General features: G+C 38.7%; 32 protein-coding genes. 23 read left to right on the plus strand and 9 right to left on the minus strand.

Features of this window, described 5'->3' with window-relative positions; genetic code table 11:
- The coding region (locus QZ276_RS10835; RefSeq protein WP_292487903.1) for an S-layer protein domain-containing protein at positions 1 to 1,795 on the plus strand (1,795 nt) is incomplete at its 5' end.
- A gap of 3 nt (positions 1,796 to 1,798) precedes the next feature.
- On the opposite strand, the gene QZ276_RS10840 is transcribed toward QZ276_RS10835, so the two are convergent.
- Positions 1,799 to 2,335 carry a helix-turn-helix domain-containing protein gene (locus tag QZ276_RS10840; protein ID WP_292487904.1) on the minus strand — a complete coding sequence of 179 codons (537 nt, stop codon included), beginning with the start codon at positions 2,333 to 2,335 and terminating at the stop codon, positions 1,799 to 1,801.
- 163 nt (positions 2,336 to 2,498) lie between these two features.
- Here QZ276_RS10840 and QZ276_RS10845 point away from each other — a divergent pair, with 163 nt between their 5' ends.
- The 3 genes from QZ276_RS10845 to QZ276_RS10855 all read left to right on the plus strand — a co-directional run bounded on the left by QZ276_RS10845 (position 2,499) and on the right by QZ276_RS10855 (position 5,112).
- The gene (locus tag QZ276_RS10845) at positions 2,499 to 3,497 is read left to right on the plus strand and encodes an ABC transporter substrate-binding protein (protein ID WP_292487906.1); all 999 of its coding nucleotides are present in this window, start codon (positions 2,499 to 2,501) and stop codon (positions 3,495 to 3,497) included.
- Positions 3,498 to 3,567: 70 nt separating this feature from the next.
- A complete protein-coding gene (locus tag QZ276_RS10850; protein WP_292487908.1) occupies positions 3,568 to 4,350 on the plus strand; it encodes an ABC transporter permease in 783 nt (260 codons plus the stop codon).
- Complete coding sequence (locus QZ276_RS10855; protein WP_292487911.1) at positions 4,351 to 5,112, plus strand: ABC transporter ATP-binding protein; 762 nt, start codon at positions 4,351 to 4,353, stop codon at positions 5,110 to 5,112.
- Between the two features lie 4 nt (positions 5,113 to 5,116).
- Here the strand turns inward: QZ276_RS10855 and QZ276_RS10860 are convergent, their stop codons facing one another.
- Together QZ276_RS10860 and QZ276_RS10865 are read right to left on the minus strand one after the other, a co-directional pair.
- Positions 5,117 to 5,545: a polymer-forming cytoskeletal protein gene (locus QZ276_RS10860; RefSeq protein WP_292487913.1), complete on the minus strand. Its 429-nt coding sequence runs from the start codon at positions 5,543 to 5,545 to the stop codon at positions 5,117 to 5,119.
- An 84-nt stretch (positions 5,546 to 5,629) separates the two neighbouring features.
- Positions 5,630 to 5,923, minus strand: a complete 294-nt coding sequence (locus QZ276_RS10865; RefSeq protein ID WP_049891303.1) for a signal recognition particle protein Srp19 — start codon at positions 5,921 to 5,923, stop codon at positions 5,630 to 5,632.
- Positions 5,924 to 6,036: 113 nt separating this feature from the next.
- Between QZ276_RS10865 and QZ276_RS10870 the strand changes: the two genes are divergently transcribed.
- On the plus strand, positions 6,037 to 6,294 hold the full coding sequence (locus tag QZ276_RS10870; RefSeq protein ID WP_292487914.1) for a hypothetical protein: 258 nt from the start codon (positions 6,037 to 6,039) through the stop codon (positions 6,292 to 6,294).
- On the opposite strand, the gene QZ276_RS10875 is transcribed toward QZ276_RS10870, so the two are convergent.
- Entirely contained in the window at positions 6,295 to 7,101 is an 807-nt protein-coding gene (locus QZ276_RS10875) for a sugar phosphate isomerase/epimerase family protein (protein ID WP_292487916.1), read from the minus strand.
- Between the two features lie 293 nt (positions 7,102 to 7,394).
- On the opposite strand from QZ276_RS10875, the gene mtrE reads away from it, so the two are divergent.
- The 9 genes from mtrE (at position 7,395) to QZ276_RS10920 (ending at position 12,944) form a co-directional block, all read left to right on the plus strand.
- On the plus strand, positions 7,395 to 8,309 hold the full coding sequence (gene mtrE, locus QZ276_RS10880) for a tetrahydromethanopterin S-methyltransferase subunit E (RefSeq protein ID WP_292487918.1): 915 nt from the start codon (positions 7,395 to 7,397) through the stop codon (positions 8,307 to 8,309).
- Entirely contained in the window at positions 8,306 to 9,025 is a 720-nt protein-coding gene (gene mtrD, locus QZ276_RS10885; protein WP_292487920.1) for a tetrahydromethanopterin S-methyltransferase subunit D, read from the plus strand. The genes mtrE and mtrD overlap by 4 nt, the downstream gene beginning before the upstream one ends.
- 1 nt (position 9,026) lies before the next feature.
- Positions 9,027 to 9,839: a tetrahydromethanopterin S-methyltransferase subunit MtrC gene (mtrC, locus tag QZ276_RS10890; RefSeq protein ID WP_292487922.1), complete on the plus strand. Its 813-nt coding sequence runs from the start codon at positions 9,027 to 9,029 to the stop codon at positions 9,837 to 9,839.
- Positions 9,836 to 10,162 carry a tetrahydromethanopterin S-methyltransferase subunit B gene (locus QZ276_RS10895; protein WP_292487924.1) on the plus strand — a complete coding sequence of 109 codons (327 nt, stop codon included), beginning with the start codon at positions 9,836 to 9,838 and terminating at the stop codon, positions 10,160 to 10,162. The genes mtrC and QZ276_RS10895 overlap by 4 nt, the downstream gene beginning before the upstream one ends.
- 1 nt (position 10,163) lies before the next feature.
- Complete coding sequence (gene mtrA, locus QZ276_RS10900) at positions 10,164 to 10,889, plus strand: tetrahydromethanopterin S-methyltransferase subunit A (protein WP_292487926.1); 726 nt, start codon at positions 10,164 to 10,166, stop codon at positions 10,887 to 10,889.
- Position 10,890: 1 nt separating this feature from the next.
- Complete coding sequence (locus QZ276_RS10905) at positions 10,891 to 11,121, plus strand: tetrahydromethanopterin S-methyltransferase subunit F (protein WP_292487928.1); 231 nt, start codon at positions 10,891 to 10,893, stop codon at positions 11,119 to 11,121.
- Positions 11,122 to 11,352, plus strand: coding sequence for a tetrahydromethanopterin S-methyltransferase subunit MtrG (mtrG, locus tag QZ276_RS10910; protein WP_292487930.1), 231 nt, complete (start codon positions 11,122 to 11,124; stop codon positions 11,350 to 11,352). It abuts the gene before it with no gap.
- A 15-nt stretch (positions 11,353 to 11,367) separates the two neighbouring features.
- On the plus strand, positions 11,368 to 12,306 hold the full coding sequence (gene mtrH, locus QZ276_RS10915; RefSeq protein WP_292487932.1) for a tetrahydromethanopterin S-methyltransferase subunit H: 939 nt from the start codon (positions 11,368 to 11,370) through the stop codon (positions 12,304 to 12,306).
- Between the two features lie 71 nt (positions 12,307 to 12,377).
- Complete coding sequence (locus QZ276_RS10920; RefSeq protein WP_292487934.1) at positions 12,378 to 12,944, plus strand: hypothetical protein; 567 nt, start codon at positions 12,378 to 12,380, stop codon at positions 12,942 to 12,944.
- 2 nt (positions 12,945 to 12,946) lie between these two features.
- Here the strand turns inward: QZ276_RS10920 and QZ276_RS10925 are convergent, their stop codons facing one another.
- The 4 genes from QZ276_RS10925 to QZ276_RS10940 all read right to left on the minus strand — a co-directional run bounded on the left by QZ276_RS10925 (position 12,947) and on the right by QZ276_RS10940 (position 17,063).
- Positions 12,947 to 13,240 (minus strand): DUF1894 domain-containing protein, encoded by a 294-nt coding sequence (locus tag QZ276_RS10925; RefSeq protein WP_292487936.1) that lies wholly within the window; start codon positions 13,238 to 13,240, stop codon positions 12,947 to 12,949.
- Positions 13,241 to 13,256: 16 nt separating this feature from the next.
- Positions 13,257 to 14,249, minus strand: coding sequence for a phosphoribosylformylglycinamidine cyclo-ligase (gene purM, locus QZ276_RS10930; RefSeq protein ID WP_292488111.1), 993 nt, complete (start codon positions 14,247 to 14,249; stop codon positions 13,257 to 13,259).
- Positions 14,246 to 15,673 (minus strand): aspartate kinase, encoded by a 1,428-nt coding sequence (locus tag QZ276_RS10935; protein ID WP_292487938.1) that lies wholly within the window; start codon positions 15,671 to 15,673, stop codon positions 14,246 to 14,248. Before QZ276_RS10935 ends, purM begins: the two co-directional genes overlap by 4 nt.
- A gap of 121 nt (positions 15,674 to 15,794) precedes the next feature.
- Complete coding sequence (locus QZ276_RS10940; RefSeq protein ID WP_292487939.1) at positions 15,795 to 17,063, minus strand: hypothetical protein; 1,269 nt, start codon at positions 17,061 to 17,063, stop codon at positions 15,795 to 15,797.
- Between the two features lie 109 nt (positions 17,064 to 17,172).
- Here QZ276_RS10940 and QZ276_RS10945 point away from each other — a divergent pair, with 109 nt between their 5' ends.
- From QZ276_RS10945 to QZ276_RS10965, 5 genes are all read left to right on the plus strand, one after another.
- The gene (locus tag QZ276_RS10945; protein WP_292487941.1) at positions 17,173 to 18,378 is read left to right on the plus strand and encodes a cofactor-independent phosphoglycerate mutase; all 1,206 of its coding nucleotides are present in this window, start codon (positions 17,173 to 17,175) and stop codon (positions 18,376 to 18,378) included.
- Between the two features lie 132 nt (positions 18,379 to 18,510).
- Entirely contained in the window at positions 18,511 to 18,915 is a 405-nt protein-coding gene (locus QZ276_RS10950) for an Hsp20/alpha crystallin family protein (protein WP_292487943.1), read from the plus strand.
- Between the two features lie 14 nt (positions 18,916 to 18,929).
- Positions 18,930 to 19,427 (plus strand): Hsp20/alpha crystallin family protein, encoded by a 498-nt coding sequence (locus QZ276_RS10955; protein WP_292487944.1) that lies wholly within the window; start codon positions 18,930 to 18,932, stop codon positions 19,425 to 19,427.
- Between the two features lie 21 nt (positions 19,428 to 19,448).
- A complete protein-coding gene (locus QZ276_RS10960; protein WP_292487945.1) occupies positions 19,449 to 19,910 on the plus strand; it encodes an Hsp20/alpha crystallin family protein in 462 nt (153 codons plus the stop codon).
- Positions 19,911 to 20,103: 193 nt separating this feature from the next.
- Entirely contained in the window at positions 20,104 to 20,871 is a 768-nt protein-coding gene (locus tag QZ276_RS10965; protein WP_292487946.1) for a coenzyme F420-0:L-glutamate ligase, read from the plus strand.
- Here the strand turns inward: QZ276_RS10965 and QZ276_RS10970 are convergent.
- Entirely contained in the window at positions 20,856 to 21,323 is a 468-nt protein-coding gene (locus QZ276_RS10970) for a cytidine/deoxycytidylate deaminase family protein (RefSeq protein ID WP_292487947.1), read from the minus strand. The two genes, QZ276_RS10965 and QZ276_RS10970, sit on opposite strands and share 16 nt — an antisense overlap.
- A 162-nt stretch (positions 21,324 to 21,485) precedes the next feature.
- Here QZ276_RS10970 and QZ276_RS10975 point away from each other — a divergent pair, with 162 nt between their 5' ends.
- Genes QZ276_RS10975 through QZ276_RS10990 form a run of 4 tightly spaced genes read left to right on the plus strand, consistent with a single transcriptional unit; the run spans position 21,486 to position 26,848 of the window.
- Positions 21,486 to 22,388, plus strand: coding sequence for a protein translocase subunit SecF (locus QZ276_RS10975; RefSeq protein WP_292487948.1), 903 nt, complete (start codon positions 21,486 to 21,488; stop codon positions 22,386 to 22,388).
- Positions 22,385 to 24,088: a preprotein translocase subunit SecD gene (locus QZ276_RS10980; RefSeq protein WP_292487949.1), complete on the plus strand. Its 1,704-nt coding sequence runs from the start codon at positions 22,385 to 22,387 to the stop codon at positions 24,086 to 24,088. Before QZ276_RS10975 ends, QZ276_RS10980 begins: the two co-directional genes overlap by 4 nt.
- Before the next feature lie 18 nt (positions 24,089 to 24,106).
- A complete protein-coding gene (locus QZ276_RS10985; protein WP_292487950.1) occupies positions 24,107 to 25,144 on the plus strand; it encodes an AAA family ATPase in 1,038 nt (345 codons plus the stop codon).
- 60 nt (positions 25,145 to 25,204) lie between these two features.
- Entirely contained in the window at positions 25,205 to 26,848 is a 1,644-nt protein-coding gene (locus QZ276_RS10990; RefSeq protein ID WP_292487951.1) for a tRNA uridine(34) 5-carboxymethylaminomethyl modification radical SAM/GNAT enzyme Elp3, read from the plus strand.
- Positions 26,849 to 26,889 lie beyond the last annotated feature (41 nt).

Here is a 26,889-nt window from a genome sequence, read left to right on the forward strand (position 1 = left end):
GACCTTAAGATTTGCACCTTTTGTTGACAGGACTGAACCAGGAACATATGAAATTCGTGGTACTGTATTTGAAGAAGATGGAATGGATGTCAATAAATGGACACCACTCAACTTTGAAGGGTTCTATTACGATATTGATGAAGGACTTCAAACAGAATCACTTAAAGTCACTGATGATACTGGTGATGATATCGGATTAGATTATATTAGTGATGCTGTTAATGTTGAATTTGAATATGAAGACTGGGGCAAATACAAAGTCATAGGGTTCATGGCTGAAAAATATTTTGCAGGTTACCATGAAAGCAATGATGAAAACAACACTGAATTTACAAATGATGACATTAGTCCATTATCAGATGGTCAATTGTCTAAAGCACTGATAGATAGCGAAGAACAAAAGTCCATTTACACAGGTTCATCATTAATACTTGAAGAAGGATATACACTGAATATAAACGAAGTAGACGTTAACGGAGATAATGTTTTCATAGAACTTAGAAATGGTGGTGAACTGATAGAACAGGATATCATATCCAGTGGTGAAGAATACGTATATGAAAAAGACCTCGGTTCTACTGATGATGTCCCAATAATTGCAGTCCACTTCTCTGAAATATTTAGAGGTCAGGAAACAAATGCCGTCTTTGTTGATGGAATATTCCAGATTTCTGATGAATATACAGAAATAGAAAATGGTGATTCCTATGGAAAAATGAAAATTAACAACATCGGAAGAAACAGTATAAAAATGACAAATGATGGTTCCATCACCCTTGATAAAGGAGATACAATTAATATCATGGGAGATATCAAGTTCAAGGTCGCTGACTCCGATACACTGAGATACTATCCCTTTGTAGAAGTTACAACCGAGCGTGGTGAATCACTGAATCTTGATATCCCTGATACCGCAATAAGAGGAGAAACATTCACAATAACTGTGACTTCTCGAGGTGCAGCAATTGAGAACGCCGAAATCAGTTACAATGGTGAAAATGTTGGAGAAACATCCACAGATGGAACTTTAGAATACACACCCGAAGATACCGGCACCTACACAATAACAGCTGAAAAACCGGGATACGTGTCAGCAAGCGGTCAGGTTGATGTAGAAATACCAGAAGAAGCTAAAGAAAAAATGAGTGTCAGTGTCGATTCAGAAGACATCTTTGAAGGTGATGTTATAAATATAACAGTCACCAGAGCTATCGGCAACGAGCCGATTGAAAATGCTGACGTTTTCTTTGACCAGAGCCGTATTGGAGAAACAAATGAAAATGGAAAGCTTTCCTACACTACAACAGAAATTGGATTCCATAAAATAACAGTATCCAAAGAGGGATATAAAGAAGCCGAAGAAAACATCGAAGTTCTTGAATTGATGGCTGATTTTGAATTTTCAGACCTGAAAATTAATCCCTCCACAGTAAGTCCCGGTGAAACCGTAAAGATTTCAGCCAACGCCACAAACACTGGAGAAGTCTCAGGTGATTATAATGTTGAACTTGTAGTAAATGGCAGTGTTGTGGACTCAAAGCAGATTAACCTTAATGTTGGTGATAATACCACAGTGCAGTTTAATCATTCAAAAGAACAAGCAGGTAACTACTCAGTAGAAATCGGTGAACTTACAGGTTCTTTCAAAGTAGAAGAGAATTCCAACATCATACTGTATTCAATAGGCATAATCGGTGCTATTGCTGCCGGACTTGGATATATGTTTACAAAAGGAGGATGGACGATTGAAATGGTTAGAGGAAGAATAACAGAACTTATCGGAAAAATCCGGTAAGTTTTACATCCAATACCTTCCACCTATTTTTTGAACCGCGATTTCAATTGCTTCAACAATACTTTTTCTTGGCATTATAGTTGTTACCGGCACCCTGATAATTTTTTCAACTGTTGAACTGACAATTGGAGCACAGACCAGTGCTTTTGCTCCTTCTCTTTCCGCCTGTACCGCAACTATAATAGCATCTTCTATAGAAGTAGCTGAATACTCCCTGATTGTAATGGTTTTGCCCTGTACCTTCCTTTTTGTTTCGTTGATATTATCCAGCACAGGTCGGGCTGCAATTACACCAATAAATTCTTCAGTCTCAGATTTTGTTAAGTTATCCGCGGTTTTTACAATCTGGCGTAATGTTTTCAAATTGGGTTCTCTGTTACCGGACAATATTTTATAAAGTGTACTTACCGGAACATCTGCTTTTTCTGAAAATTCAGCTATCGTCAAACCAAGTTCATCTTTAACCACTTTTGAAAGCGTATTCTGAAAGGACTCATCCGATTCAAAGGCTGCTTCTATAATTTTGTTTGCAGGCATCATTTTAAATTCTCATTTTTACAAATTAATTATCCTCATTAGGCTTTAACATAGAATTATTAATACTTTAAGGTCAAAAATGTGGCGCTTACGGTAAATCATATATAAGGTGTATAAGCGATAATTAACAATTACTTGACAAATAATTAAAAAAGAGGTGGAACCATTGAAAAATCACTCCAAAATAATATCCATTTCCATTATAATTCTTACCGCTATAATCCTTTCAGGATGTGCTGGTGATGGTGAACAAGATATAAACCAGCTAACATTTGGATACCAGCCAAGTACTCACCAGATCGCCTATATGACTGCTGCAGAAAAAGGATGGTGGGAAGACAATCTTGAACCCCACGGTATAGAGACTGTTAATGAAAACGAATTTCCTACCGGTTCACCGGAAATGCAGGCTATGCTTGCAGGTGACATCGATGTTGCCTATGTAGGCGCTGCACCTTTTGTCTCTGCTGTTGATAAAGGTTTGAACGCAAAAATTGTTGCAGGTGTACAAACACAAGGATCAAGCCTGGTACTCCGCCCTGAATTTGCCGAAGATTATGAAGAACCACAAGACCTTGAAGGGCTAAAAATTGCAACTTTTCCACCGGGCACTATTCAGGATACAATACTTCGAAACTGGCTGAAAGATAACGGTCTCGACCCTGACAAAGATGTTGATATTGTAGGCATGGGTCCAGGTGACGCAATTTCAGCCATATCCGCTGAGCGTGTAGATGGTGTATTTCTACCACATCCTGCACCAGCAATTATTGAAAGCGAAAACAATGGACAGAGTGTGGTAGAATCCGGAAAAATGTGGGACGAACATGCTTGCTGTGTATTGGTTATTAGTGATGAACTCATAAATAACAACCCCGAAATTACCAAAGAAATTGTAAAAACCCATGTTGAAGCAACAGAATATAACAAAAACCACATGGATGAAGCCGCCCAGATATTTGCCAATTATACAGGCTGGGAAGTATCACAGGTTAAAAAATCCCTAAATGAATGGGATGGACAATGGATTGCAGACCCCAAAGCAATTGTTGACCCAACTGTAAATTACGCACAGGTACAGTATGAACTTGGATACATAGACAAAAATCTCAAAAGAAGTGACATGTTTAATACAAGTTTTTATGAATCCATAGATACATCCTGAAAAGATAGGAATGAATAAATAAATAAATTAGAATTACTTACCGGTGTTGAAATAAATCAACGTGGTCATAATGAAACTTAAAGAAGTAGCTCAAAAAAACGCTCCAGAAATCACATCGCTGATTGTAGCAGTTACACTGTGGCAGATTGTAGCAGAATTTATCATCAAAAGAGAGCTGCTTCTTCCAAGTTTTTTTGATGTGGTCTCATCTTTTATAAGTACTGTTGAAAGCGGCACTTTATTCATTGATTTTTCAATCAGTCTGATGCATTTTGGAATTGGTGTTATTGCTGCACTGCTTATAGGAATCCCTGTAGGAATCGTGATGGGATGGTTTAAAACTGTAAATCGTATTTCTGACCCGATAATTGAAATCCTTAGACCTATACCTCCCCTTGCGTGGATTCCCTTTGCACTGGTATGGCTGGGGCTTACACATACAGCCGCAGGATTTGTAATTTTTGTAGGAGCAGTATTTCCTATAATTATAAACACTTATACAGGTTTTAAAAGTGTTTCAAAAATAAATGTCGAAGCGGCAAAAGTTCTTGGATGTGTAAAACAGAGAAGCCTTATAAGGCATATTGCATTTCCTTCATCACTACCATCCATAACAGCAGGTATAAGAATCGGAATGGGTGTAGGATGGATGTGTCTAGTTGCCGCAGAATTTTTCGGAGTCAGCAAAAACGGGCTTGGATATAAACTTTGGTGGCATTATGGTCTGCATCAGATGGATTTTGTCCTCATGTACATGTTCATGCTCGGTATACTGGGTCTTACCATTGATAAAGTGTTCCGAAAGTACATAGACAAACGACTTCTTAAATGGCAATCCGGTGTTGTGGTATAATTGGGAAAAGTAAGTATTGAAAACGTCTCACAATATTTTATCAATCGGGAAGGATACAAAACTCAAGCACTTAAAGACTTGAATCTAGAAATAAAAGATAAAGAATTTGTATGCATAATAGGACCTTCCGGCTGTGGTAAAACTACATTACTAAGGATTATTGCAGGGCTAGAAAATCCAAGTAGCGGTAAAGTTACTCTTGATGGTGAAAAAATCACCAAACCTGACCCAAAACGTGGAATGGTTTTTCAGGAATATTCACTGTTTCCTTGGAGAACCGTTATACGAAACATTACATTTGGACCTGAAATGCAGGGCATGGATAAAAACAAATCAGAAGAAATTGCTGAAGAATATCTAAAACTTGTAGGTCTTGAACAATTCAAAAACAGTTACCCATACGAATTATCAGGCGGAATGAGGCAGAGAGTAGCAATCGCAAGAGCTCTTGCAAATGATCCCGAAGTATTACTCATGGATGAACCTTTCGGGTCGCTGGATGCACAGACAAGAAATGTGCTGCAGAGTGAATTACTGGACATATGGGAGAAAAAACAGATAACTATTGCATTTGTAACACATAGTGTAGATGAGGCAGTATTCCTTGCAGATAAAATTGTTATGTTAACTTCAAGACCCGGGAAAATTACAAATATAATTGATGTGAACTTGCCAAGACCAAGAAACCGTACAAGCCCCGATACTAATCAATTCAGAGACAGGGTTTTAAAAATACTGGCAGAAGAAAGAGTTAAAGAATAATATTTTATTCTGTACGTATAATTACCCTTGTACCGCGTTCTATTTCTTTGACATCCACATTGCCAATCAATTCCAGAGTTTTTTCAGCTTTAACAAATCCTATCCTACATCCCGGTCTTACGCTCATTTCCCCGCCGCATATCACAGATTTTACCACAGCACCATCAAGAATTTTAATAGTGTTTTTTATTTCCAGATTGCCGTCTATCTTTGAATACGGACCTATAAGTGCATCATCTGCTCTAACATTACCTCTTATCACAGAACCTTTTCCAAGTTTTAGAGAACCGTTAACATCTAAATCTTTCCAAAAATTTACCCCTATACCTGTTATCAGGTTACCGTTAATATTCACGTCATCTTCAAAAAACGCCTGTTTCCTGATAATATAGGTATTGGATTCGGGATGGTACTTTAAAAAATTAGGATCCATAAAAATCACATGTTTCCTGAATATAGATATAACCATGACCCGAAAATCCATCATAAAACCGGTTGATGGGCAGTGGATACTGGATTATTTGCCACCTTCCCGGTTTTCTTTAATTATTTTTGCTATCTGTTTTAAAAGATATGATTTTGGAGCTGTTTTATCAACCATCACTCTTCCGCTTACTTCCCACCATGATCTGGGATAGGCTTTATCTTCTTCTACTTCAGGGTTCAACCCCAGTTTGGATGCAGCTTTTTCGATTTCTTTAAGTTCTGGTTCTCTAACGGACTTTTTCTTTGATATGATTCGACCATCGCTTCTCGTTCTTGTCCGGTCCAGATATACCGGCCAGATTACCAGTTTTCCTCTATCACGCATTAACATATTAAACAAATGTAACTTCATTAAATTTAAAGTTGGCTGATATTTTTAATCCAGTGATGCCATAATTACCAAAATATATATAATTATTTAAACGTTAGTAAGTTTACATGATTGACTCGGAAACAAACATTACAGTAGAACCAGACCTTGAAGAATTTATACTTAACAACGATAAGGATTTCCGATTGTCCACAACCTGTGGTGGGCCTATCCTGATACCTACTTCGCTGAAACCCCCTAAACCATCGGATATAAAAATCGATATTGGTGAGAATACTCTATATATATCAAGGGTTCAGGCACGGTATGTAAGCCATCTTAACAAATCCATGATACTCAATTCTCCAATATGCGAACTTGACTGATTAAACTCTCAAATTATTTATTATTTTTTTACCGGCAACTACATCATCAATTGAAAATACTTCCAGATTATAAATACCCCTGTATCCTTTAATATCTTCAAGTATCGAAAAATCTATCGTACATTTTCCAGGTGCCTGATGTAAGTCACCGTCATAATCCTTTGTCCATAATCCATAATTATCATGAAGATGCATATGAACTACATACTTTGATATTCTGTTTGCAAAATACCGCAGTTTTTGATTATCCCCACCACATGTAAGATTTGCATGACCGATATCAAAAGTCACACCAAGATAATCTGAATTTACTTCTTCAACTGCCTGTAAAAGTTCATCTGCATCGCAGCATAAATTGTTTGTATCGGTACCTTCTTTATTTTCAAGACCCAACATTACTCCATAATCTGATGCTGTTGATGCAAGTGATTTGAGATTATCCACCATTTTTGAAAACGATCTATATCTGTCCTGATGGATTTTACCCGGATGTATTACTACTACTCTTGTATCCAGTTTATTGGCAAGTTTTATTGATTCTTCCATTAATCCAAACTGCTTATCATCCATAATTGTCGTATCAACAAGCAAATCGTCAGGATAGGTATCTACATCTGCAAAATATGGAGCATGCATGGATGTAAAGGCGTTGGATGTGGACAATTCATCATATACCTTTTTGAATTCATCATCCTGCAATTTCGAACCGTTATAAAGCCCCATTTTTGGTATATAGAGTTCTATAGAGTCAACTTCATGCTTTAACTGGTATACACTTCCTGCAAGTGATGATGCTCCGATTATCATATCTAAAAAACTGGTAACTGGTTAAATAATGGTTTTGGTTAGTAGGAAATCAAAGTAACAAAAAATTTGTTGTATAAAATTGACGAAATATAAAGTTTAAATATTTAAAAACAATATTATCGGGTGTTGATTTTAAATCAAAAACCAAAAGCTTTATGAATGATTTGAGATTATCCAATCAAGTTAACAAAGTCTATTCCCTATCGATTATAATACAGCATACCCACATCAGGAGATGCTTATTACAGTTTTTTACACTGATTTATAATCATAAAAAGAAAGGAGGAAAATGAATGGACCCACTCTTAGGTATGGGTGTACTGGCACTTATGGGAGCTGCAGCAACCATTGCTGGCGCTACAGAGGATCTTGAATCTGATGTTGGATCGCAAAGTAATCCCAACTCTCAAGTGCAACTTGCACCCCAAATGATGCATCCACATAGAATATACAACAAAGCTATTTCTGGAGAACCACCATCAAACGCTCTAATGTGTGCGATTGGAGGTACCATAGCTTCAGTTATGATGAGTGCATATGGTTTGTCTGTGGTTTTTGCAATTACATTTGGTGCAGCTATTGCCGCAGTTATACATGGAACATATGCAGCATCATCATTTATGGGTAGAGTTTCCAGTCAGAAACGTTTTAAACAACCATTGTACCTTGATATTGTTAGGTCGCATACACCTGTCATCATAGGATATGCATTTTTAACCACATTCTTTATACTGGTTATATCCTATCTAATGTCATCGGTGCTCAATCATCCGTTCCCATTGCCGCTTCTTGCGTTTATTTGGGGTATTACTGTTGGTGCGATTGGTTCATCCACTGGTGATGTACACTACGGTGCTGAACGAGAATACCAGAACGTTGAATTCGGATCTGGTATAAACGCTGCCAATTCTGGAGATATTGTTAGACACGGTGAATCAGGTCTCAGAAACGGTATCGACAACGCTTGGTTCTGTTCAAAATTCGGAGGACCTGTCACAGGAATTGCATTTGGTATGACCGTTTTCCTCAGTGGATGGGTAACAACCGTATTCAATCCCGGGGAAAGTATAACAATGGGCTGGCTTTCAGTAATTGCCGGCTTGTTAATAGTTGCTATTTTGATAATCGGAAATCGAATCATCGAAACCTGGGCACGCAGTACCTATGGCCCCTACCAGGAAGAAGAAAGTGAAGAGGTGACTGCATGATAGATATCGTAGGAATTCTTTCAGCCAACCTATTATATGTGCTTCTTATTACTATCGGGGGCACACTTGTTTCGTTTAGTGTTCATTTTGTTCCTGTCGGAGGTGCACCTGCAGCAATGGCACAAGCCCCAGGTATTGGAACTGGTACTGTGCAATTGGCTGCCGGTGCGGGTTTAACCGGACTAATTACCGCCGGTACAGTTTTAGGACTTACAAACAGTATTGCAATCGTCCTTGCATCTGGTGCAGTCGGTGCAATGTTAATGATTGGAAGTACCATGATTATTGGACAGATGGTATACGTTTTTGGAGTTGGTGTACCCCCTGCCGGTGGTAAATCCAAATATGATCCGATTACAAAAGACCAGCAAGACATCTATTCCTCACAGGGTACTGAAGGACACGCCCTGCCGACTGCATCCTATATCAGTGGAATAATCGGCGGAGGTCTTGGTGGTCTTGGTGGATCACTGGTTTATTATTCACTGGTTAATGTCACCAATAACATAGGTATGACAGACCTTGCCGGTTTAGCAGGTATCTTTGCTGTTGGTATTTTCTTCATAAACGCAGTTATACCTTCATACAACATCGGAGGAACCACAGAAGGTTTCCACGACCCCAAATTCAAAAAATGGTACAGAGCAGTAATATCATCCATAATTGCAACATTTATGTGTGCAATTATAGGCGTACTCGCCATAGGAGGTCTGTAAAATGTCTGCAGGAGGATCTGGCGGACCAGCAACAGGTGGAATTGACCACAACAAAATAATCATATTTGGTATTATAGGCGCTCTCGTAGGAATTTATGCAGCTTATTTCCTTGTAAATGCAATCGGTTCAGCATTTTCGTTTATCGCTGGACTAGGTGCAATATGCTCCATTGTATGGGGTGCATCTGCTGTAAGAAGAGTCAGTAATTATGGACTTGGTACAGGTGTTCCGTCAATAGGGATGTTGGCAATTGGTACTGGTATGGTTGCATCCCTCTTTGGAATGGCAGTAGGAAGTATAGCAGGACCTATCATATCATTTGTTACTGCATGCATCATCGGCCTGGTGATTGGTATACTTGCCAACCGTATCATCGGCATGGGCATTCCTATCATGGAGCAATCCATGACTGAAATTGCAGGTGCTGGTAGCCTTACCATTGTTGCTCTCAGTACTACTATGTCAGGTACATTCATGATTGAAACTATATTGCCCAATGTCATTGGTACTGGATATATCGCTATGATATTCATAATCGGTGCTCTCTCTATACTGCATCCGTTCAATGCCAATCTTGGACCTGATGAACACCAAGACCGTACATTGTCAACTGGTTTTGAAAAAGGTGCTATAGCTGTAATTATTGCAGGAATTGTAGCAACAACTACAGCTGGTGCCGCATCTATACCAACAATTCTGGTTGGTGCATTTATCTGGTACACTGCATTCTCGAAATTCTATGAATACATCAAAAGAGATGCGCATAAAGTGGTTGGAACTGGAGTACTACCAACCGAGGAGGAGTTAGAATGACCACCGTACATGTAGCACCTGAAGTGAATCTGGTAATGGACCCGATGAGCGGTTTGGTAGCAGCAGAAAGAGAAGATGTAATATCATACTCCATGGATCCAATACTGGAACAACTGGATGAACTGGATAAAGTTGCAGATGATATGGTTAATTCTTTGTCTCCGAATATGCCGTTGCTTAATTCTAATCCCGGGCGTGAACACACCTCGTATTATGCAGGAATTATATCCAACGCTTTCTACGGCATAATCGTGGGTCTGATATTTGCAACAATTATCATCATAGCTCTGTACGCCATGGGCCAGTTCGGAGGAGGTTTATAAAATGGCAGAAAAAAGAGAACCTGCTGAAGGGTGGCCAATTCTTAAAGGTGAATACGAGGTAGGAGACCCCAATAACTGTGTTGCAGTTATTACATGTGGTTCCCATCTTGAAGGCCAGCCAATGCTTGATGCAGGAGCTTCTATTGTTGGACCCTGTAAAACAGAAAATTTGGGTCTTGAAAAAGTGGTATCACACATCATATCAAATCCAAACATCCGTTACCTGATTGTCACCGGTGCAGAGGTTAAGGGACATATCACCGGTGAAGCAATGCTGATGCTTCATAAAAATGGTGTTAAAGACAACAGAATTGTAGGCTCTACTGGTGCCATTCCTTATGTTGAAAATCTTACAGAAGAATCTGTAGAAAGAATCCAGCAGCAGCTTGAAGAATGTGTGGATTTGGTAGGTACTGAAGACCTTAACACCATTACATCAAAAATCAAAGAACTTGCTGAAAAAGACCCTGGTGCCTTTGATGCCGAGCCAATGATTATACAGCTCGAAGAAGAAGAGGAAGAAGAAGAGGAAGGCGGAATCAAGCCGATGTCCGCTGAAATCGCAACCATACAGGCAAGAATCAGAAACATCGAAAAGGATATGATTAATGCAGGTGAAATGAACAAACTTCATTCTGGTGTACTTGCCGGTAAAATCGAAGGCATCATGGTAGGACTGGTCCTATCACTGTTTGTCCTTGGACTCCTGTTGTTTGGAGGTATGTAATATGGCAGAAGAAGAGGAATACGGACAGGGTGTACCCAAAGTTATAAACCCATTAATGGGACCCATCGAATCCGTTGTAGAAAAGATTCGTTACAGAGGTCAATTAATTGCAAGGAACCAGAAATTAGACTCCGGTGCATCTGCAACTGGTGCTATAGGGTTTGCAATTGGTTTTATAATTACAATAATTTTGACACTTGTAATCCCGTTCCTGGTCTGGCAGGTGGTATAAATGAGCGACAGTGATGAAAATAGGAGTATACCGAGTGTAATTGTAGACCCTGATGACTATAATGAAGTGGTTAAAAAACTCGACCGTATAGATGAGAAGGTTGAGTTTGCCAACAGCGAAATAGCACAGCGTATAGGTAAAAAGATAGGCAGAGATATAGGTATCCTGTATGGAGCAGTCACTGGAATACTGATATTTTTAATCTATATTTCAGTATCATCAATGTTCTGATTAAGAGGTGTTTAAATGTTTAGATTTGACAAAAAACAGGAAGTCTTCAAAGTAGGAGATGTCCATTTTGGAGGACAACCCGGAGAATACCCTACTGTTCTGGTAGGCACAATGTTTTATAACCGACATAAAATCGTAACTGATGAAGAAAAAGGAGAATTTGACAAAGAAGCCGCCGAAGAACTCTGGAAAACACAGGAAGAAATGGGAGATATTACCGGCAATCCCTACGTTAACCAGATTGTTGGGGAAACAAAAGAAGCAATCAGAAATTACATAGACTGGTTTGTAGAAGTAGATGACAGTACACCATTTTTGATTGATTCATCTGATGGAAGTGTACGTGCAGAAGCCGCCAGATATGTTACAGAAATTGGAGTTGCTGACCGTGCAATCCACAACTCAATTAATGCAAGCATCCACGAAGATGAAATTGAGGCTGTCAGCCAGAGTGACATGGAAGCTTCAATTGTACTTGCATTCAATGCAACTGACCCATCTGTAAAAGGTAAAATGGACATACTCGAAGAAGGTGGCGGCGGTATAGAAAAAGGATTGCTCGAAATTGCAAGAGAAAGCGGTATTACCAAACCACTGGTAGATGTAGCAGCAACCCCACTCGGTGCAGGTGCTGGTGCTTCAATGAGAAGCGTCACCACAGTCAAAGGTCATTTAGGGCTTCCTGCCGGTGGTGGATATCACAATATGTCGTCTGCATGGGATTGGATGAAGCAGTTCAAGAAAGAACACAAAGAAGCATATATGCCTGCTGATGTTGGTACAAATCTTGTTGCCCAGACACTTGGATCCAATTTCCAGCTCTATGGTCCGATTGAAAACGCAAAGACCGTTTTCCCTGCCACTGCAATGGTTGACATCATACTTGGTGAAAATGCCAAAGAACTTGGTGTAGAACTTGCAATGGAAGAACATCCATTGTACAAACTGGTATAACTACCAGTTTCTCTTTTTTCTAATTTTTAAAAAACAAATTCTTTATAAGAGCATGATCCTACATCCAGTTCATGACAGACATTATGCTCTTATGGGATACAAAAACATTATTTGAAAAACTTTTTCAGGAAAATGAACTTGGCTGTAAACGGGTTATGTCCAGTTCTCTGGGGACACCATTCCTGCCCCCATGCAAATCGGTTATAATTCCCACTGGTTTTGCCAATCCACAGTACACTACAATTTCTTCAGGTATTGAACAGAACAACAAATCATTTGAAAAATTCCTGAAAAACGGTGGTATAGTTACAGTATTTGGACCTATGGTCTCTGAATATCATTATCAGTGGTTACCTGTACAGCTTACCTATATACAGAAACACAAGTCCACACCGCTTCAAAAAGTAGGAGAAAATGAAGCACAATCCATAATTGAAGACCTCAGCGAACCAGTCGAATGCGATGGATATTTTTCGGAAACAGATGGGCAAGTATTATATAAAAACGATGAAAACCAACCTGTAATGATCGTCAGGGAATACGGTGATGGATTAATAATTGCAACCACTATACATGAATTTCCTTCCAGTAAATTCCTTACATGGATAAAAAATAGCGGTAAAAAAACACAAATTTAATCTTATTTTTTGGTTTTTACCGTTTTATCCGAACGCAAACGTTTTACTTCATCAGGTTCGTTTCTAATTCTTAGTACAAATAACCCTGAACACGGTTTGACATACTGGAAAAGCAGGTCAGAATCCTTTACACCCACCGGTATTTCATGACCACCTCTTAATACCACTCCCAGCAGTTTATACCCACCCGGTACATAGAATGTTTCATCTGAATTTTGTTTTATGTATTTTTCACTTTCTGAAGGTGTTACACCGCTCAGAACTATTTCGTAGGGTAGGTCACTTATACATGTCATATTATTGAATCCTTATTCATGATTGTTCGATTACAAGATCTGAAACTCGTATTCCACTTTCAACAATCCTGCCCACTACTTTACCATCCACCATATCGGCAGCTTCGTCAGCCTGCTCTTCTGGGAGGATTATCACAAATCCCATACCCATGTTAAAGGTTTTATACATTTCCAAATCTTCAATATTACCTTTTTCCTGAAGGAATTTAAAAATGTCGCTTACTTCAAGCGGGTCGTAAAAATCGAATCCCATCTCTGTAATCCTGTTAAGTTTCAAAAGTCCGCTACCTGTAATATGAGCAAGACCGTGTACATCCAATTTTTTAACCACATCCAGTACTTCTAGATAAATACGGGTTGGCTTTAGTAATTCTTCACCTATTGTAGTGGAAGTATTATAAGGGAACTGGTCAGAATAGGAATAACCAGAGTTTTCAATAACCTTTCTTGCTAATGTGTATCCATTACTATGGATTCCGTTACTTGGTATCCCTACTATTGCATCCCCCTCTTGAATATTGTCCCCGGTGATTATCGAGGATTTGTCAACCATTCCAAGACAGGTACCTGCAAGGTCAAAACCTTTGATAATATCCGGCAGAGTAGCCGTTTCCCCACCTACTATCGAAATATTTGCAATTTCTGCTCCCTTTGCAAGACCTTCTCCTACCTGTTCAGCAAATTCTTTGCTATAGGATTCCACTGCAAGGTAATCAACAAATGAAAGTGGTTCAGCACCAATAGCAAGCAGGTCGTTTACATTCATTGCAATACAATCAATGCCTACCGTGTTCCATTTCTGCATTTCATTGGCAATCAGAACCTTTGTACCAACACCATCGGTTGTCAATGCGAGTGCATATTCACCAAAATCAATAAGACCAGAATAATGACCGATTTCACTCAGTGGTGCACCTATCCCCTCACGTTTATATTTCATCTTGCTAGTGATAGATTTGATGGAATCTTCTTCTTTTTTAATATCAACACCTGAATCCGAATATGTCATACGGTTTCCCAATTTATTTCCTCCCGCTTCTTTGATTCAAGTTCAAACTCTTTATGCAATACCCTTACAGCGTCAAATGCTTCCTCTTCACTGACTACAAATGAAATATTATGCTGGGAAGATCCCTGACTGATGGTAATCACATTGATATTATCTTTTCCAAGAGAACTGAATACTCTGCCAGATACCCCTGGTATGCCTGCCATGCCTGCACCTACAACTGCAACCACACAGATATTGTTATCATAGGTCACATCCTTTATAACATTTTTATCAAATTCTGAATTGATGGCATTTACTGCTGCTTCCAGATGGTCTTCATCGACAACTATAGACATATTGGATTCAGAAGATGCCTGACTTATCATTATAATGTTTACGTTAGCATCTGCAAGCGAATTAAATACTCTGGCTGCTGTACCGATAGTACCTACCATTCCAGCACCGGATATATTGACAAGTGATACTTTTTTAATAAGGGTAACAGCTTTTACCACATCTTCTGTTGGTCTTTGTTCGGACACTACTAGTGTTCCGGAAAAATCAGGTTCAAAAGTGTTTTTGACCCTTACCGGGATTCCGTTCCTTATTGCAGGTTCAATTGCTCTGGGATGAAGCACTCTTGCTCCAAAATATGAAAGCTCCATTGCTTCTGCATAAGATATCCAAGACATTGACCTTGCTTCAGGTACTATCTTGGGGTCTGTAGTCATTATACCGTGAACTTCTTTCCACAACCAGATTTCATCTGCGTCGATGGACGCACCTATGATTGATGCACTAAAATCAGAACCACCTCTTCCGAGAGTGGTTATTACACCATCTTTGTTTTCTGCAATAAACCCTGTCACAACAGGTATACATTCAGAAAGAACTGGCCTGAGTGTTTCACCCACTTTCTGATAACTCTGTTCAAGTGGTTTGGCATTTCCATATTCATTATCGGTTACTATCCCTACATCTCCGCCTGTATACATTTTTGATTTGATTCCAATAGACCTGATTGCTCCTGATACTATAGGAGCAGCCAGACGTTCACCATAGGAAGAGATATAATCTATTGAACGAGGTGTAAGTTCACCCAGATAACATATACCAATAAGCGCTTTTTCCAGTTCATCAACTCTGCAGTCAATTGTCTGGATGGTTTCATCAATAATGTCTTCATCATCTATAGCTTCATGAATAGCACTGTAATGTTTATGAGTAAGGTCAGAGATAAATTCTTTAATCTGTGAAACCTTGCCTTTTTTGGATACTTCAATTGCATTAGAAAGCAATCCATCAGTTACGCTTCCTAATGCAGATGTTACCGCAACTACCTCATAACCAGAGTCATAATAATCTTTCAAAAGTTGTGCTACATGCCTTATGTTATTGCCATCTGAAATGGATGTACCTCCAAATTTCATCACAATTCTCATTATTTAATCCCGTCACTACGATTCGTTATTTTAATAAAAGTTAAAGATATAGATTATCCGCTGTATTATAGATAGCTCAATTAATCTGTGTTTATAATAGTTTTTCCATTCACGACCATATTTATCTGAGCAAACTCAGGATAAAAAACGCCAGAATAGAAAACACAACAACTGTTATAACAGCCGACAAAGCTGTAACCAACCCGCCATTTTCAGATATTCCTGCTAAATTTGAATCTTCCGAATTTATACTGGAATTTATCTCTGTATTATTAGTTGTCAGTCTGTCAAACACTGAACCTGCCAAATTTTTAAGTTTATTACCCACCTTTGAAGAATTATCAGATAGATTCAAACTTACTTCATTCGAATTATCAGATGTGGATTTAACCACAAACTCTTTTGTTTGTTCTTTATTAACACCTTCTTCAGAAACTGCTGTAATAGTTGTATTATGAACACCACTGGTCAAATTACCGGTTAAAGTCACATAAGTACCTGAATCCACATCATTTCTGAGATCTATCTGTTTACCCTCAAGTTCAACCTCTACTTCAGAAAAATTGCCGTTTTTAAGTGTGTAGGAAATAATTGCCTTGTCACCCCTTGTAAGCCCATCACCGTCCAAATCCTTTACTGTTGTGTTTAAAGTGATATCAGAATCAATACCTGAACTGGAATTAAAATTGTAATGCTTTCTGAGAGTCATCTTTTCAAGGAAAACTGTATCGTAATCTTTACTTGTAAATAATTCACTCAATTTAGCCAAAAATATCGTTGTACTACCAGTCCTGGTCTCTTTTGTGTATGTAAAATAATCGCCTACATTAGTTTCTGTTTCTTTGACAGTAGAACCATCCTTTTTTAATGTTAAAACTGCTGATTCTTGACCAAAATTACCAACATGAAGTGTATAGTTGTTTTCAAGCTCCAGTGGATTGATATTGTTAACTGATTCTGTATCATCAATTATAAAGTAATTATCGGTATCTATTTCAGGGTCTAAATATTGTTCAATTTTGTATTTTACCGATACATCATTTGAAGTTTCTATTAATTCAGCAGGAGTAATACGAATTATAAGATGTTGTTTTTCATCTCCATTTTCAGTTACAGTTTTTCTATATTCAAATGGGTCGTTTTCTTTACTAAACTGGTCATCTGTATCAACTTTTTCACCGTTAAAATAGAGTTCTATCCAGCTATTTCCTGTTCCATCATTGATATCACGCACTTTGAAGGAATAACCCTGATCCAGTGAATAGGTATCTCCGATATCCAGTGAATCCTTAGAATAGTGTATCATTACATCTGATTCCTGTGCAGATACTGTTGTGGATGCTAAACCAGATAATACTAAAGCTATAAGTACAAAATATATATATCTCATAGATAAATCAACAACTGTTATTTGTTGGAATTATTTTAATGTCCTTTTTATATTTAGGGCATTGATAAATTAATTTATTGGTGTTATACTCTGCAATCAAGGTGAACAGATGAAATACATAGTACTTATAGGAGACGGAATGGGTGATTATCCCATCAAAGAACTGGACAACCAAACTATCCTACAAAACGCAAAAACCCCGAATATGGATTATATTGCAAAATACGGCATTACCGGATTTGCTAAAACTGTTCCCGAGGGCATGCATCCCGGAAGTGATGTTGCTAACATGTCTATTATCGGCTATGACACAAAAAAATACTACACAGGAAGAGCCCCTCTTGAAGCGGCAAGCATGGGTATAACACTTGATAAAGATGATGTGGCTTTTAGATGCAACCTTATTACAATAAATAATGATATTATAAAAGACTACAGTGCAGGACATATAACAACTGAAGACTCAAAAATTCTGATTAAAGAGATAAACCAGCAACTTGGAAACGCTAATATCCATTTCTATCCAGGTATGAGTTACAAACATCTCATGGTTGCCAAAAATAACATTGGCGCAGATGCGAACTGTACACCTCCGCATGACATTATGGGTAAAGACAAAAATTCCCATATGCCTTCAGGCAAGGATTCTGGAACTCTTTCTGATTTGATTGACAGGTCATACATGGTTCTCAAAGACCACCAGATAAATACTGACCGCATTAAAAGCGGGAAATCTCCAGCAAATTCAATATGGCTATGGGGTCAGGGTTATGCACCAGAAATTCCGCATTTTAAAAAACTATATGGGTTATCTGGGTCTATAATATCAGCTGTTGACCTTATAAAAGGGATAGGTACATATGCAGGCCTTGATGTGGTAGATGTCCCCGGTGCGACCGGGTATTTGGACACAAACTATTCAGGGAAAGCAGAATACGCCATTGAATCACTTCAAAACCATGACGTTGCTATTGTACATGTTGAAGCTCCAGATGAAGCGGGTCATATGGGAAGTATCGATGCCAAAACACAGGCAATTGAAGATTTTGACAGAATTGTAGTCGGCAAAATTCTTGAATTTGTACAAAATGATAAATTGAATGAAGATTATACAATACTGGTTACACCCGACCATCCCACCCCTATATCTCTGAATACCCATACATCAGACCCTGTTCCGTTTGCAATTTATTCCACAATAATTAAACAGCCCGATGAAGTCGACTCGTTTAATGAAAAATCCATGATAAATGGATGCCTGAAAACAGTAAATGGCGACAACATTATAAATATAATGTTAGAGCTCAACCAATAATAAACAGCATCTATTAACCTTTTTTTATAATTCTTTAACCAAAACTTTTTTATAGTAGTACTGACAATTTAGATAATGGTTCAAACTTGAACGGAGTAAAAACAGGGGTACATAACGCAAGGAGTGGAGATTATGACACGTGGTATAATCAGATGGGATCCAGTAGAAGATATAACACGAGCACTGGATAGATTTGCACCAGGTGGAGAAATGCTTGCTGGAAGAACATTAGCTCCGCTGGTAGATATCAAAGATGAAGATAATAACATTATAATCAATGCCGATTTACCAGGAGTTAATAAAGAAGACATTGATATAACGGTCAGTGATAACACTGTACAGATTAATGCAAAATGTAGTAAAGAATCCACTGAAGAAGTATATTACAGACAGGAACGTACATATGAAGGATTCTCAAGAACTATAGTATTACCAGAGGCAGTTACTGAAGAAGGTGCAAGTGCAAAACTTGAAAACGGTGTACTAAAAGTTACATTACCCAAATTAGAAAAAGAACATAAAATAACCGTACAATAAAAGGGGGATTATAAATGGCTGAAATGATAAGAAGAGGACCTACAGGAATGAGAAGAAGGAGACCCACAGGAATCGCAAAAGGACCATCGTTATTCTCATGGGATCCTTTTGAAGAACTTAGAGAAACCCAGCAGCATTTAAGTGATTTATTCGAGAACCTTATGCCTGCAGAATGGGCAGAAAGTGAAACCTTTGCACCACTTGTAGATGTCAAAGAAGAGGATAACAATGTTGTTGTTAGCGCTGATATGCCGGGTGTAAACAAAGAAGATGTGGACATCAATGTCAGAGACGACATGGTAGAAATTAATGCCCAGCATAAAGAAGAATCCGAATCTGAAGAAGAAGGATTTTACAGAAAAGAACGTACATACCGAGCATTCTCCAGAGCTGTACCACTGCCTGCATCTGTAACCGAAGAGGGAGCAAGTGCCAAACTTGAAGACGGTGTCCTTAAAATTACTCTACCAAAAGCCAGTGAGAAAGAAGAAAAGAAAATTACAGTCGAATAAACAAAATGGAGGTGATATACAATGGCTGAAATGATAAGACGAGGATCTACCGGAATAAGACGAAGAGACCCCTTTGAAGAAATCAGAGAAACTCAGGATTATTTAAGTGATTTATTCAACCGATTTGCACTTGGAGGATTCAGCGGCGTTACAGGTACAACATTCTCGCCGCTTGTAGATGTAAAAGAAGAGGACAAAAATGTTGTTGTTACCGCTGACATGCCGGGTATAGATAAAAATGGCGTTGATATTACAGTAAGAGACGATACCTTAGAAATCAGTGCCAAACGCAGTGAAGAGTCCGAAACCGAAGAAAAAGGATATTACCGCAAAGAGAGAACCTACAGTGAATTTTATAGAACTGTCCCATTACCTGTAACTGTAGATGAAGAAAACGCAAGTGCCAAACTTGAAGGTGGAGTGCTGAAAGTCACTTTACCAAAGTCTGAAAAAGAACAGGAACACAAAATTACTGTTGAATAATGTGGATAATTGAATTGAATCGATTTATCCACTACTTTTTTTGATATATTGGCGGCATCAGAGATTAGATATTCATCATACTTTTACTCAGTCGGGGTAACTTTCATCATCGCCGCACAATAGATGTTATATAGATGATATTATATATTCCTACTGCTACTTTTAACTGCTATAATCTAAAAGAGGAATATAATTGAAATTAGAAGCGTTTACTGTAGATAATATACCCCTGATTAAAAAGGGCGATGACCTTGCAGAAATAATAAGTAATAACATCGAGTTGGATGACGGAGATATTGCTGTAATCGCTTCCACAATTGTAGCCAAATCCGAAGGTCAGGTATTCAAACTTGAAGACATAAAACCTTCTGAAAATGCGGTAAGAATTGCAAACAAAAACCGTTTTACTCCTGCTTTTGTACAGGTGATTCTTAACAGAAGTAGAGAATGCCTTGTCGAATCCCCAATAATGCTTGTTGAAACATGTAATGGAAACGTCTGTATAAATGCTGGCATAGATGACTCAAATATAGAAAAAGGTTTCATTCTCGACCTACCGGAAAATCCTGATGAAAGTGCTGAACTGATAGGTAAACGTCTTACAGAACTTACCGGCAAACAGTTAGGAGTTATCATTACAGATACAAACGGCAGGGCATTTAAAATCGGACAGACAGGCGTAGCAGTGGGTGTATATCAAATTCCGGCAATCAAGAACTGGCGCGGTGAAACAGACCTTTACGGTAATGCTCTTGAAATCACAGAAGAGGCTGTTGCGGATGAAATTGCCGGTACTGCCAATCTGCTGATGGGAGAAGGAGATGGCGGTAACCCTGTGATAGTTGTAAGAGGGATGGATATTTTAACCGAGGAAAAAAGAACGGTTAAAGAGATGCATCGTCCAGACGATGAAGATATAATCAAAAAGGGATTACGCTGTTTGAATCAGTCAAATTCCTGACTGAAATTAATAGTTTCGATTCCCGCATCTGAAAGGAAGTTCAGTGCTTCATCATCAGGATAATCTGAAAAATAAATTACCTTTTTTATATTGGCATTGATTATCATTTTAGCACATAGTATACAGGGCTGATGAGTGCAGTAGATAGTTGCATTGTCGGTACTTACACCATGAAGAGCCGCCTGGATAATAGCGTTTTGTTCGGCATGAACTGCACGACACTTTTCATGCTGTGTTCCTGACTCTATATTATACTGCTGTCTAATACAACCAATATCAAGACAATGTTCAAGGTTACTCGGTGCTCCGTTATAACCGGTAGATATAATTCGCTTGTCCCTTACAATAACAGCGCCTACCCTGTTACGCAGGCATGTAGCTCGTTTTGCAACAACCGATGCTATCTCAAGAAAATATTCATCTATACTGAGTCTATCCTCATTATCTGTCATCAATATTCATAAAATAAAAAGTGGTATATATAATTATAAGCGTCTAATCTCCCAAACAATTGGAAGGAAATTTTTAAAAATAAATCGTGTCCTTTACAGTATCAGAGGTTTGAAGAGTATGAAGGGTTACTTTAAAATTTAGTTAATTTGGAGTTATTAACCATGAGATTTGGTCTGATAGAAAGTCTGGATTCATTTGTAAAAAATCATAACAACCGGCAGGTTATAATGCTACCTGTTGCAGTTTTTCTGGTTTCACTTTTAATTATAGGATTGATGTTTTTTAGCAGCGGTTCCCCTGTTAGACTCGGAATGGAATTTGAAGGCGGTTCCATGATTGCCATGACCACAGAGGATTCTACTGATTATCTGGAAGAACAGTATTCCGAGTTTCCCATACAGGATTTGCGTAAAACAGGTGACAGGGTGGTTATGCAGTTTGGGCCTATGGGTAGTGAGCAGCAAATTGCTATTGAAGATGAGATATCATCCAAATATTCAAATGTAGAAATACGACAGATTGGACCTGTGTACGGGGAATCCCTACAAAGGCAGGCACTGATGGCATTACTTATTTCGTTTATAGGTATGGCTGCTGTGGTTTATCTGATATTCAGAACCCCTGTACCTTCGTTTGTAGTTATCGCTTCTGCTGTTTCTGATATAACAATTGCTGCCGCACTTATGAACCTTACAGGAATTGAACTGTCTTTTGGCACGGTTGCAGCATTATTAATGATTATAGGATATTCTGTAGACAGTGATATATTGCTCAACAATCGTTTGTTAAAGAGAAAGGGTAACCTTGATGAAAAAATAACCAGAGCAATGCATACCGGAGTTATCATGACAACTACTACACTTTCAGCAGTTGTTATGCTTTATCTCATATCAACCTATACATATCTTATCATACCCTGGATTTCTCAAGTGAGTATTTTATCCGACATATCCGTAGTGCTTATCTTCGGATTAGCCGCAGACCTGTTAAATACATGGGTGTTTAACACCGGGGTACTGAGATGGCATCTTGGAAAAGGTAAAGGCAGGAGGTCAAAAGCATGAGTGATGATGAAGAAAACGGTAGTCTGCTGAGAGACAGGCGCGTTCAAATTTTTATATTAGCTATTATAGCGTCCCTTATTGCTATACAGCCTATATACGTCCCCGGTGAAGGTGCACAATCAAACCTTAATTATGGACTCGACCTTGAAGGGGGTTCATGGCTCCAGTTACAGCTTCAGGGGGCTATCGCTCAGGTTGATGGTGACTCCGGTAAAATGGTGGAAGATATTGTCGAATCCTCAATAGATGCAGATATTACAATAACCAATGTAAATATACCTCCAGATGACAGTACCACCGGAACTGTAACATTTGTTACAAACAGCTCCCTTACCCAGTCGCAGATAAACCTTTTAAATATTGGTCAGGCTTCTATAAACAGAGAAGATAACCAGACCAATGTTGAAATCCAGACCACAAAGCAAAGACTGATTACTTCTTATTTATCCAATGCTTTGGATACTGAAGTAGTACCTTTGCCCCGACAGGACAGTACAGAGTATGAAATACGAACTTCTGTTTCACAGCAGGAACTACAAAACCTGATGCAAAAAGTTGATGGATCAATTGTAACAGGTCCAGAAGGGTCTCCACTATACCGACAAGGCGTTACTGAAGATACAAGAGAACTTACTAAAGAAACACTGAGTGAAAAACTGAACGCCCTTGGTCTGAAAGATATACCCGTACGCAGTGCCGGTGAAAATTACATTCTGATTGATTTTGCCGGTGTTGATCTTGCCACTGCAAAAGAGGTTGCCCAGCAACCCGGTAAATTCGAAATACGGATTGTTACCGAAGGCAACAGAACCCGTCATGTCCTGTATGGTGAAGAAATAAAAAGTGTAGGGGTACCAAGCTTCCAGAATCAGCAATGGAATGTTCCGTTTACTCTATCAGACTCAGGTGCAAAATCACTCCAGAAAGCCGCTATAGAAACAGGTGCAATCAATAATCCTTCTGAACATCCTCTAAAAATGTATCTTGATGATGAGCAGATATATAGTGCTCCGTTAAGTCCATCTGCAGCCAATACTCTGCAGGATTCACTTATCTACTCCTGGCAATCATCAGTTGGCGGAGGAGAAGAAGGAAAAGATGAAGCCGAACAGCTCCAAATACACCTAAGGGCAGGTGCGTTACCGGTAAATGTTGAAATCGTCGGTTCTGGACACATCGATGCATCACTTGGTGAACAATTCAAAACATTGGCAGTTTTAGCAGGTTTATTTGCTCTGATAGGAGTCGCAGGTGTTATATATAACAAATACAGGGAAAAGCGTATCCTTATCCCAATGGTTGGAATATCCTTCAGTGAAGCGGTCATGATACTAGGATTCTCCGCTGCTATCGGATGGCAGCTCGATCTTCCAAGTATTGCAGGCATTATAGCCGCCATTGGTACAGGTATTGACCATCTGGTAATCATAACAGATGAGGTATTATACGAAGGGAAATTACCTCCCACAAAGATATATCTTTCAAGAATCACCAAAGCCTTTGGAATTATAATTGGTGCAGCAGCAACAACAATTATAGCCATGTCACCTCTAATGGTTCTTGGTTTTGGTGCACTGAGAGGTTTTGCACTTACAACTATTGTAGGTGTGTTAATCGGTGTGTTCATTGCAAGACCGGTTTACGGAAAAATCATAAAAGAGGTGCTTAAAGATACCACCACGGACGGTACTGAGATATAAGAATAAGGTGTGGATTAGATGAAGGATATCTGGACTGTAAAATACAAACCGAAAAAACTTGATGATATAGCAGGTAATGAGTTTTCAATCAATACATTGAAAAAAATATTAAAGTCCAATAACCTTCCACACCTTATTTTTCAGGGTCCTGTTAATTCCGGTAAATCATCCACTGCTTTTGCACTTGCAAATGAACTCTATGGTAAACATTATGAAAACAATTTTACGTATTTCAATGCTTCTGATTTCTTTGATCAGGGAAAACGATATCTGGTCAGAGATAGGCGATTTGCACGTATTATCGGTACTCAAGACCCCAAAAAAATACGCATGAGCGTACTATCCATATTCAAACAAATTATCAATGAATATGCGAGTATGCGACCTATTGATTCTGATTATAAAATCATATTCATAGATGATGCACAATCTCTGGATTCCAGTTCCCAACAAGCTCTTCGACGTATCATGGAAAAATACACCTCAACCTGCAGGTTCATACTTTCTACAACCCAACCGTCAAAACTTATACAACCCTTAAAGTCCCGGGGTTTAAGGTTGTTTTTTACCTATGTAACCGAAAAAGAGCTTAAAGATTATATTCAACCGATCGCAGAAAACGAAGGCATACAATTTACAGAAGATGGTCTCGAAGCGCTTTGGTATGTATCCAGAGGAAACATTTCCAGAGCATTAACCACCACACAAATTGCGTATTTGCATTCCAAGGATGAGGATACAAATATATCCCTCCAGGACATTTATGAAGCTGTATTGAATGATATTCCCGAAAAAGAAAATATCGACCAGCTTTTTAGTGCGGCTGTTAACAAAGATATCGACACAGCACACAAAATTATAGACAATTTGCTGATTGAAAGCGGTTTTTCAGGATACGAAATACTGGAATCTCTTTATGATGTAGCGGTTGAATCCGGTGACAACGACCTGAAAGTTGCTGATATGGTTAAAAAAATCGCGGAGATTGATTTCCACATACTTGATGCTGCAAATGCACGTATACAGTTGGAATATCTGATAACTGATTTGTATTGAAAAACTTTAATTACCCTTACTAATTAATCCTTCATATAAAATAACCTTTTTTGAATAAAAATGTCAGAAAATACAGATGATTTTAACCGGGTTTGCAGACAACTTCTTGAAATGGTACTGGATGGTACAATAACCAGCAACACAGAATTGAACAAAGCCAAGAAAAGATTGAGTTCAGCCTATCGGTTTTCCTCACTTCCGAGAAATTCAGACATCATAACGGTGGGTACTGAAAAAGAACAAAAACAAGCAATGGAGATACTTCGCCGTAAACCTGTACGCACTATCTCCGGTGTAGCAGTGGTTGCTGCAATGACCTCTCCCGCCCCATGTCCTCATGGTGTATGTGTCCCGTGTCCCGGTGGACCGGATTCAGAATTTAATTCCCCCCAAAGCTACATGGGCCTTGAACCTGCAACCAGACGTGCTATTCGTAATGAATACGACCCATATAAACTGGTCACATCGCGTTTATCCCAGTTAAAAGAAATCGGACACGATATAGACAAAGCTGAACTTATCGTTATGGGTGGTACATTTACATCAAGGCCTATAGATTATCAGGAATGGTATACCAAAAAATGCATTGAAGCAATGAACGATTTCTATGACACTTCATGGAGAGATAACGCCCATAAAATCGGTAAAACCCAGACATATATACCTCTTGAAGAGGTGCAGAAGGCAAATGAAAACGCTCCTATAAGAAACATAGGCATAACCTTTGAAACCAGACCTGACTGGACAAATACCCAACATATAGACAGAATCTTGAAACTGGGTGCTACAAAAGTAGAAATCGGTGTCCAAAGTGTATACGATTTTGTACTTTCAAGGATTAAACGGGGACATACCGTCAATGATACTGCTGAAGCAAACCGTATGTTAAGAGATAGTGGGCTCAAAGTTGGATTTCACATGATGCCAAATCTTCCAGGCATGGATTATGAGCGCGAGCTTAGAGGATTTGAGAGATTGTTTGATGATTCACGATTTATGCCTGATTACCTAAAGATTTATCCAACTCTTGTAACAGAAGGTACTGAACTCTATAAGATGTGGGAAAGAGGTGAATACACTGCTCTTGATGACAATGAAGCCGTCGAACTGATTTCAGATGTTAAAGCAATGCTTCCAAAATGGGTGCGTTTGCAGAGAATCCAGCGAGATATACCATCCCAGCAGATATTTGCCGGTGTTAGAAAAAGCAATATCCGCCAACTTGCAAGAGAACGTCTCCAGGAAAAAGGTGGAAAATGCCGGTGTATCAGATGCAGGGAAGTGGGACACAACATCCTGAAAGGTATTGAACCCAGTGATGAAAATATCGAGTTTACTGTTGAATCCTACAATTCCTGTGGAGGAGTAGAGCATTTTCTTGCTTTTGAAGATGTAAAACAGGACATACTAATAGGATTCCTGAGGCTTCGATTTCCTGCAAGACCCCACCGAAATGAACTGCAGGATGCATCTGTTGTAAGGGAATTACATGTCTATGGTTCAATGGCACCGTTTGGAAGTTCAGAAAATAAATACTGGCAGCACAGAGGTTACGGTTCCGAACTGCTCGAACAGGCAGAGAAAATATCATATAATAGTGGCTACAAAAAACTGGCAATCATAAGTGGTATTGGCGCTCGCGAATATTATCGCAAATTTGGATATTACCTTGATGGGGTCTACATGTCAAAACGTCTTTATTAATGATGCAAAAAACAATATCTCTATAAACAGATTATTAGGGT

Source organism: Methanohalobium sp., from assembly GCF_018609725.1.
GTDB lineage: Archaea > Halobacteriota > Methanosarcinia > Methanosarcinales > Methanosarcinaceae > Methanohalobium.

Coding starts and splice junctions, on each gene's coding strand:
- QZ276_RS10840 (WP_292487904.1), bottom strand. CDS start 2,335: ATGATGCCTGCAAACAAAATTATAGAAGCAGCCTTTGAATCGGATGAG.
- QZ276_RS10850 (WP_292487908.1), top strand. CDS start 3,568: ATGAAACTTAAAGAAGTAGCTCAAAAAAACGCTCCAGAAATCACATCG.
- QZ276_RS10860 (WP_292487913.1), bottom strand. CDS start 5,545: ATGGATCCTAATTTTTTAAAGTACCATCCCGAATCCAATACCTATATT.
- QZ276_RS10865 (WP_049891303.1), bottom strand. CDS start 5,923: ATGCGTGATAGAGGAAAACTGGTAATCTGGCCGGTATATCTGGACCGG.
- QZ276_RS10870 (WP_292487914.1), top strand. CDS start 6,037: ATGATTGACTCGGAAACAAACATTACAGTAGAACCAGACCTTGAAGAA.
- QZ276_RS10875 (WP_292487916.1), bottom strand. CDS start 7,101: ATGATAATCGGAGCATCATCACTTGCAGGAAGTGTATACCAGTTAAAG.
- mtrE (WP_292487918.1), top strand. CDS start 7,395: ATGGACCCACTCTTAGGTATGGGTGTACTGGCACTTATGGGAGCTGCA.
- mtrD (WP_292487920.1), top strand. CDS start 8,306: ATGATAGATATCGTAGGAATTCTTTCAGCCAACCTATTATATGTGCTT.
- mtrC (WP_292487922.1), top strand. CDS start 9,027: ATGTCTGCAGGAGGATCTGGCGGACCAGCAACAGGTGGAATTGACCAC.
- QZ276_RS10895 (WP_292487924.1), top strand. CDS start 9,836: ATGACCACCGTACATGTAGCACCTGAAGTGAATCTGGTAATGGACCCG.
- mtrA (WP_292487926.1), top strand. CDS start 10,164: ATGGCAGAAAAAAGAGAACCTGCTGAAGGGTGGCCAATTCTTAAAGGT.
- QZ276_RS10905 (WP_292487928.1), top strand. CDS start 10,891: ATGGCAGAAGAAGAGGAATACGGACAGGGTGTACCCAAAGTTATAAAC.
- mtrG (WP_292487930.1), top strand. CDS start 11,122: ATGAGCGACAGTGATGAAAATAGGAGTATACCGAGTGTAATTGTAGAC.
- mtrH (WP_292487932.1), top strand. CDS start 11,368: ATGTTTAGATTTGACAAAAAACAGGAAGTCTTCAAAGTAGGAGATGTC.
- QZ276_RS10920 (WP_292487934.1), top strand. CDS start 12,378: ATGACAGACATTATGCTCTTATGGGATACAAAAACATTATTTGAAAAA.
- QZ276_RS10925 (WP_292487936.1), bottom strand. CDS start 13,240: ATGACATGTATAAGTGACCTACCCTACGAAATAGTTCTGAGCGGTGTA.
- purM (WP_292488111.1), bottom strand. CDS start 14,249: ATGACATATTCGGATTCAGGTGTTGATATTAAAAAAGAAGAAGATTCC.
- QZ276_RS10935 (WP_292487938.1), bottom strand. CDS start 15,673: ATGAGAATTGTGATGAAATTTGGAGGTACATCCATTTCAGATGGCAAT.
- QZ276_RS10940 (WP_292487939.1), bottom strand. CDS start 17,063: ATGAGATATATATATTTTGTACTTATAGCTTTAGTATTATCTGGTTTA.
- QZ276_RS10945 (WP_292487941.1), top strand. CDS start 17,173: ATGAAATACATAGTACTTATAGGAGACGGAATGGGTGATTATCCCATC.
- QZ276_RS10950 (WP_292487943.1), top strand. CDS start 18,511: ATGACACGTGGTATAATCAGATGGGATCCAGTAGAAGATATAACACGA.
- QZ276_RS10955 (WP_292487944.1), top strand. CDS start 18,930: ATGGCTGAAATGATAAGAAGAGGACCTACAGGAATGAGAAGAAGGAGA.
- QZ276_RS10960 (WP_292487945.1), top strand. CDS start 19,449: ATGGCTGAAATGATAAGACGAGGATCTACCGGAATAAGACGAAGAGAC.
- QZ276_RS10970 (WP_292487947.1), bottom strand. CDS start 21,323: ATGACAGATAATGAGGATAGACTCAGTATAGATGAATATTTTCTTGAG.
- QZ276_RS10975 (WP_292487948.1), top strand. CDS start 21,486: ATGAGATTTGGTCTGATAGAAAGTCTGGATTCATTTGTAAAAAATCAT.
- QZ276_RS10980 (WP_292487949.1), top strand. CDS start 22,385: ATGAGTGATGATGAAGAAAACGGTAGTCTGCTGAGAGACAGGCGCGTT.
- QZ276_RS10985 (WP_292487950.1), top strand. CDS start 24,107: ATGAAGGATATCTGGACTGTAAAATACAAACCGAAAAAACTTGATGAT.
- QZ276_RS10990 (WP_292487951.1), top strand. CDS start 25,205: ATGTCAGAAAATACAGATGATTTTAACCGGGTTTGCAGACAACTTCTT.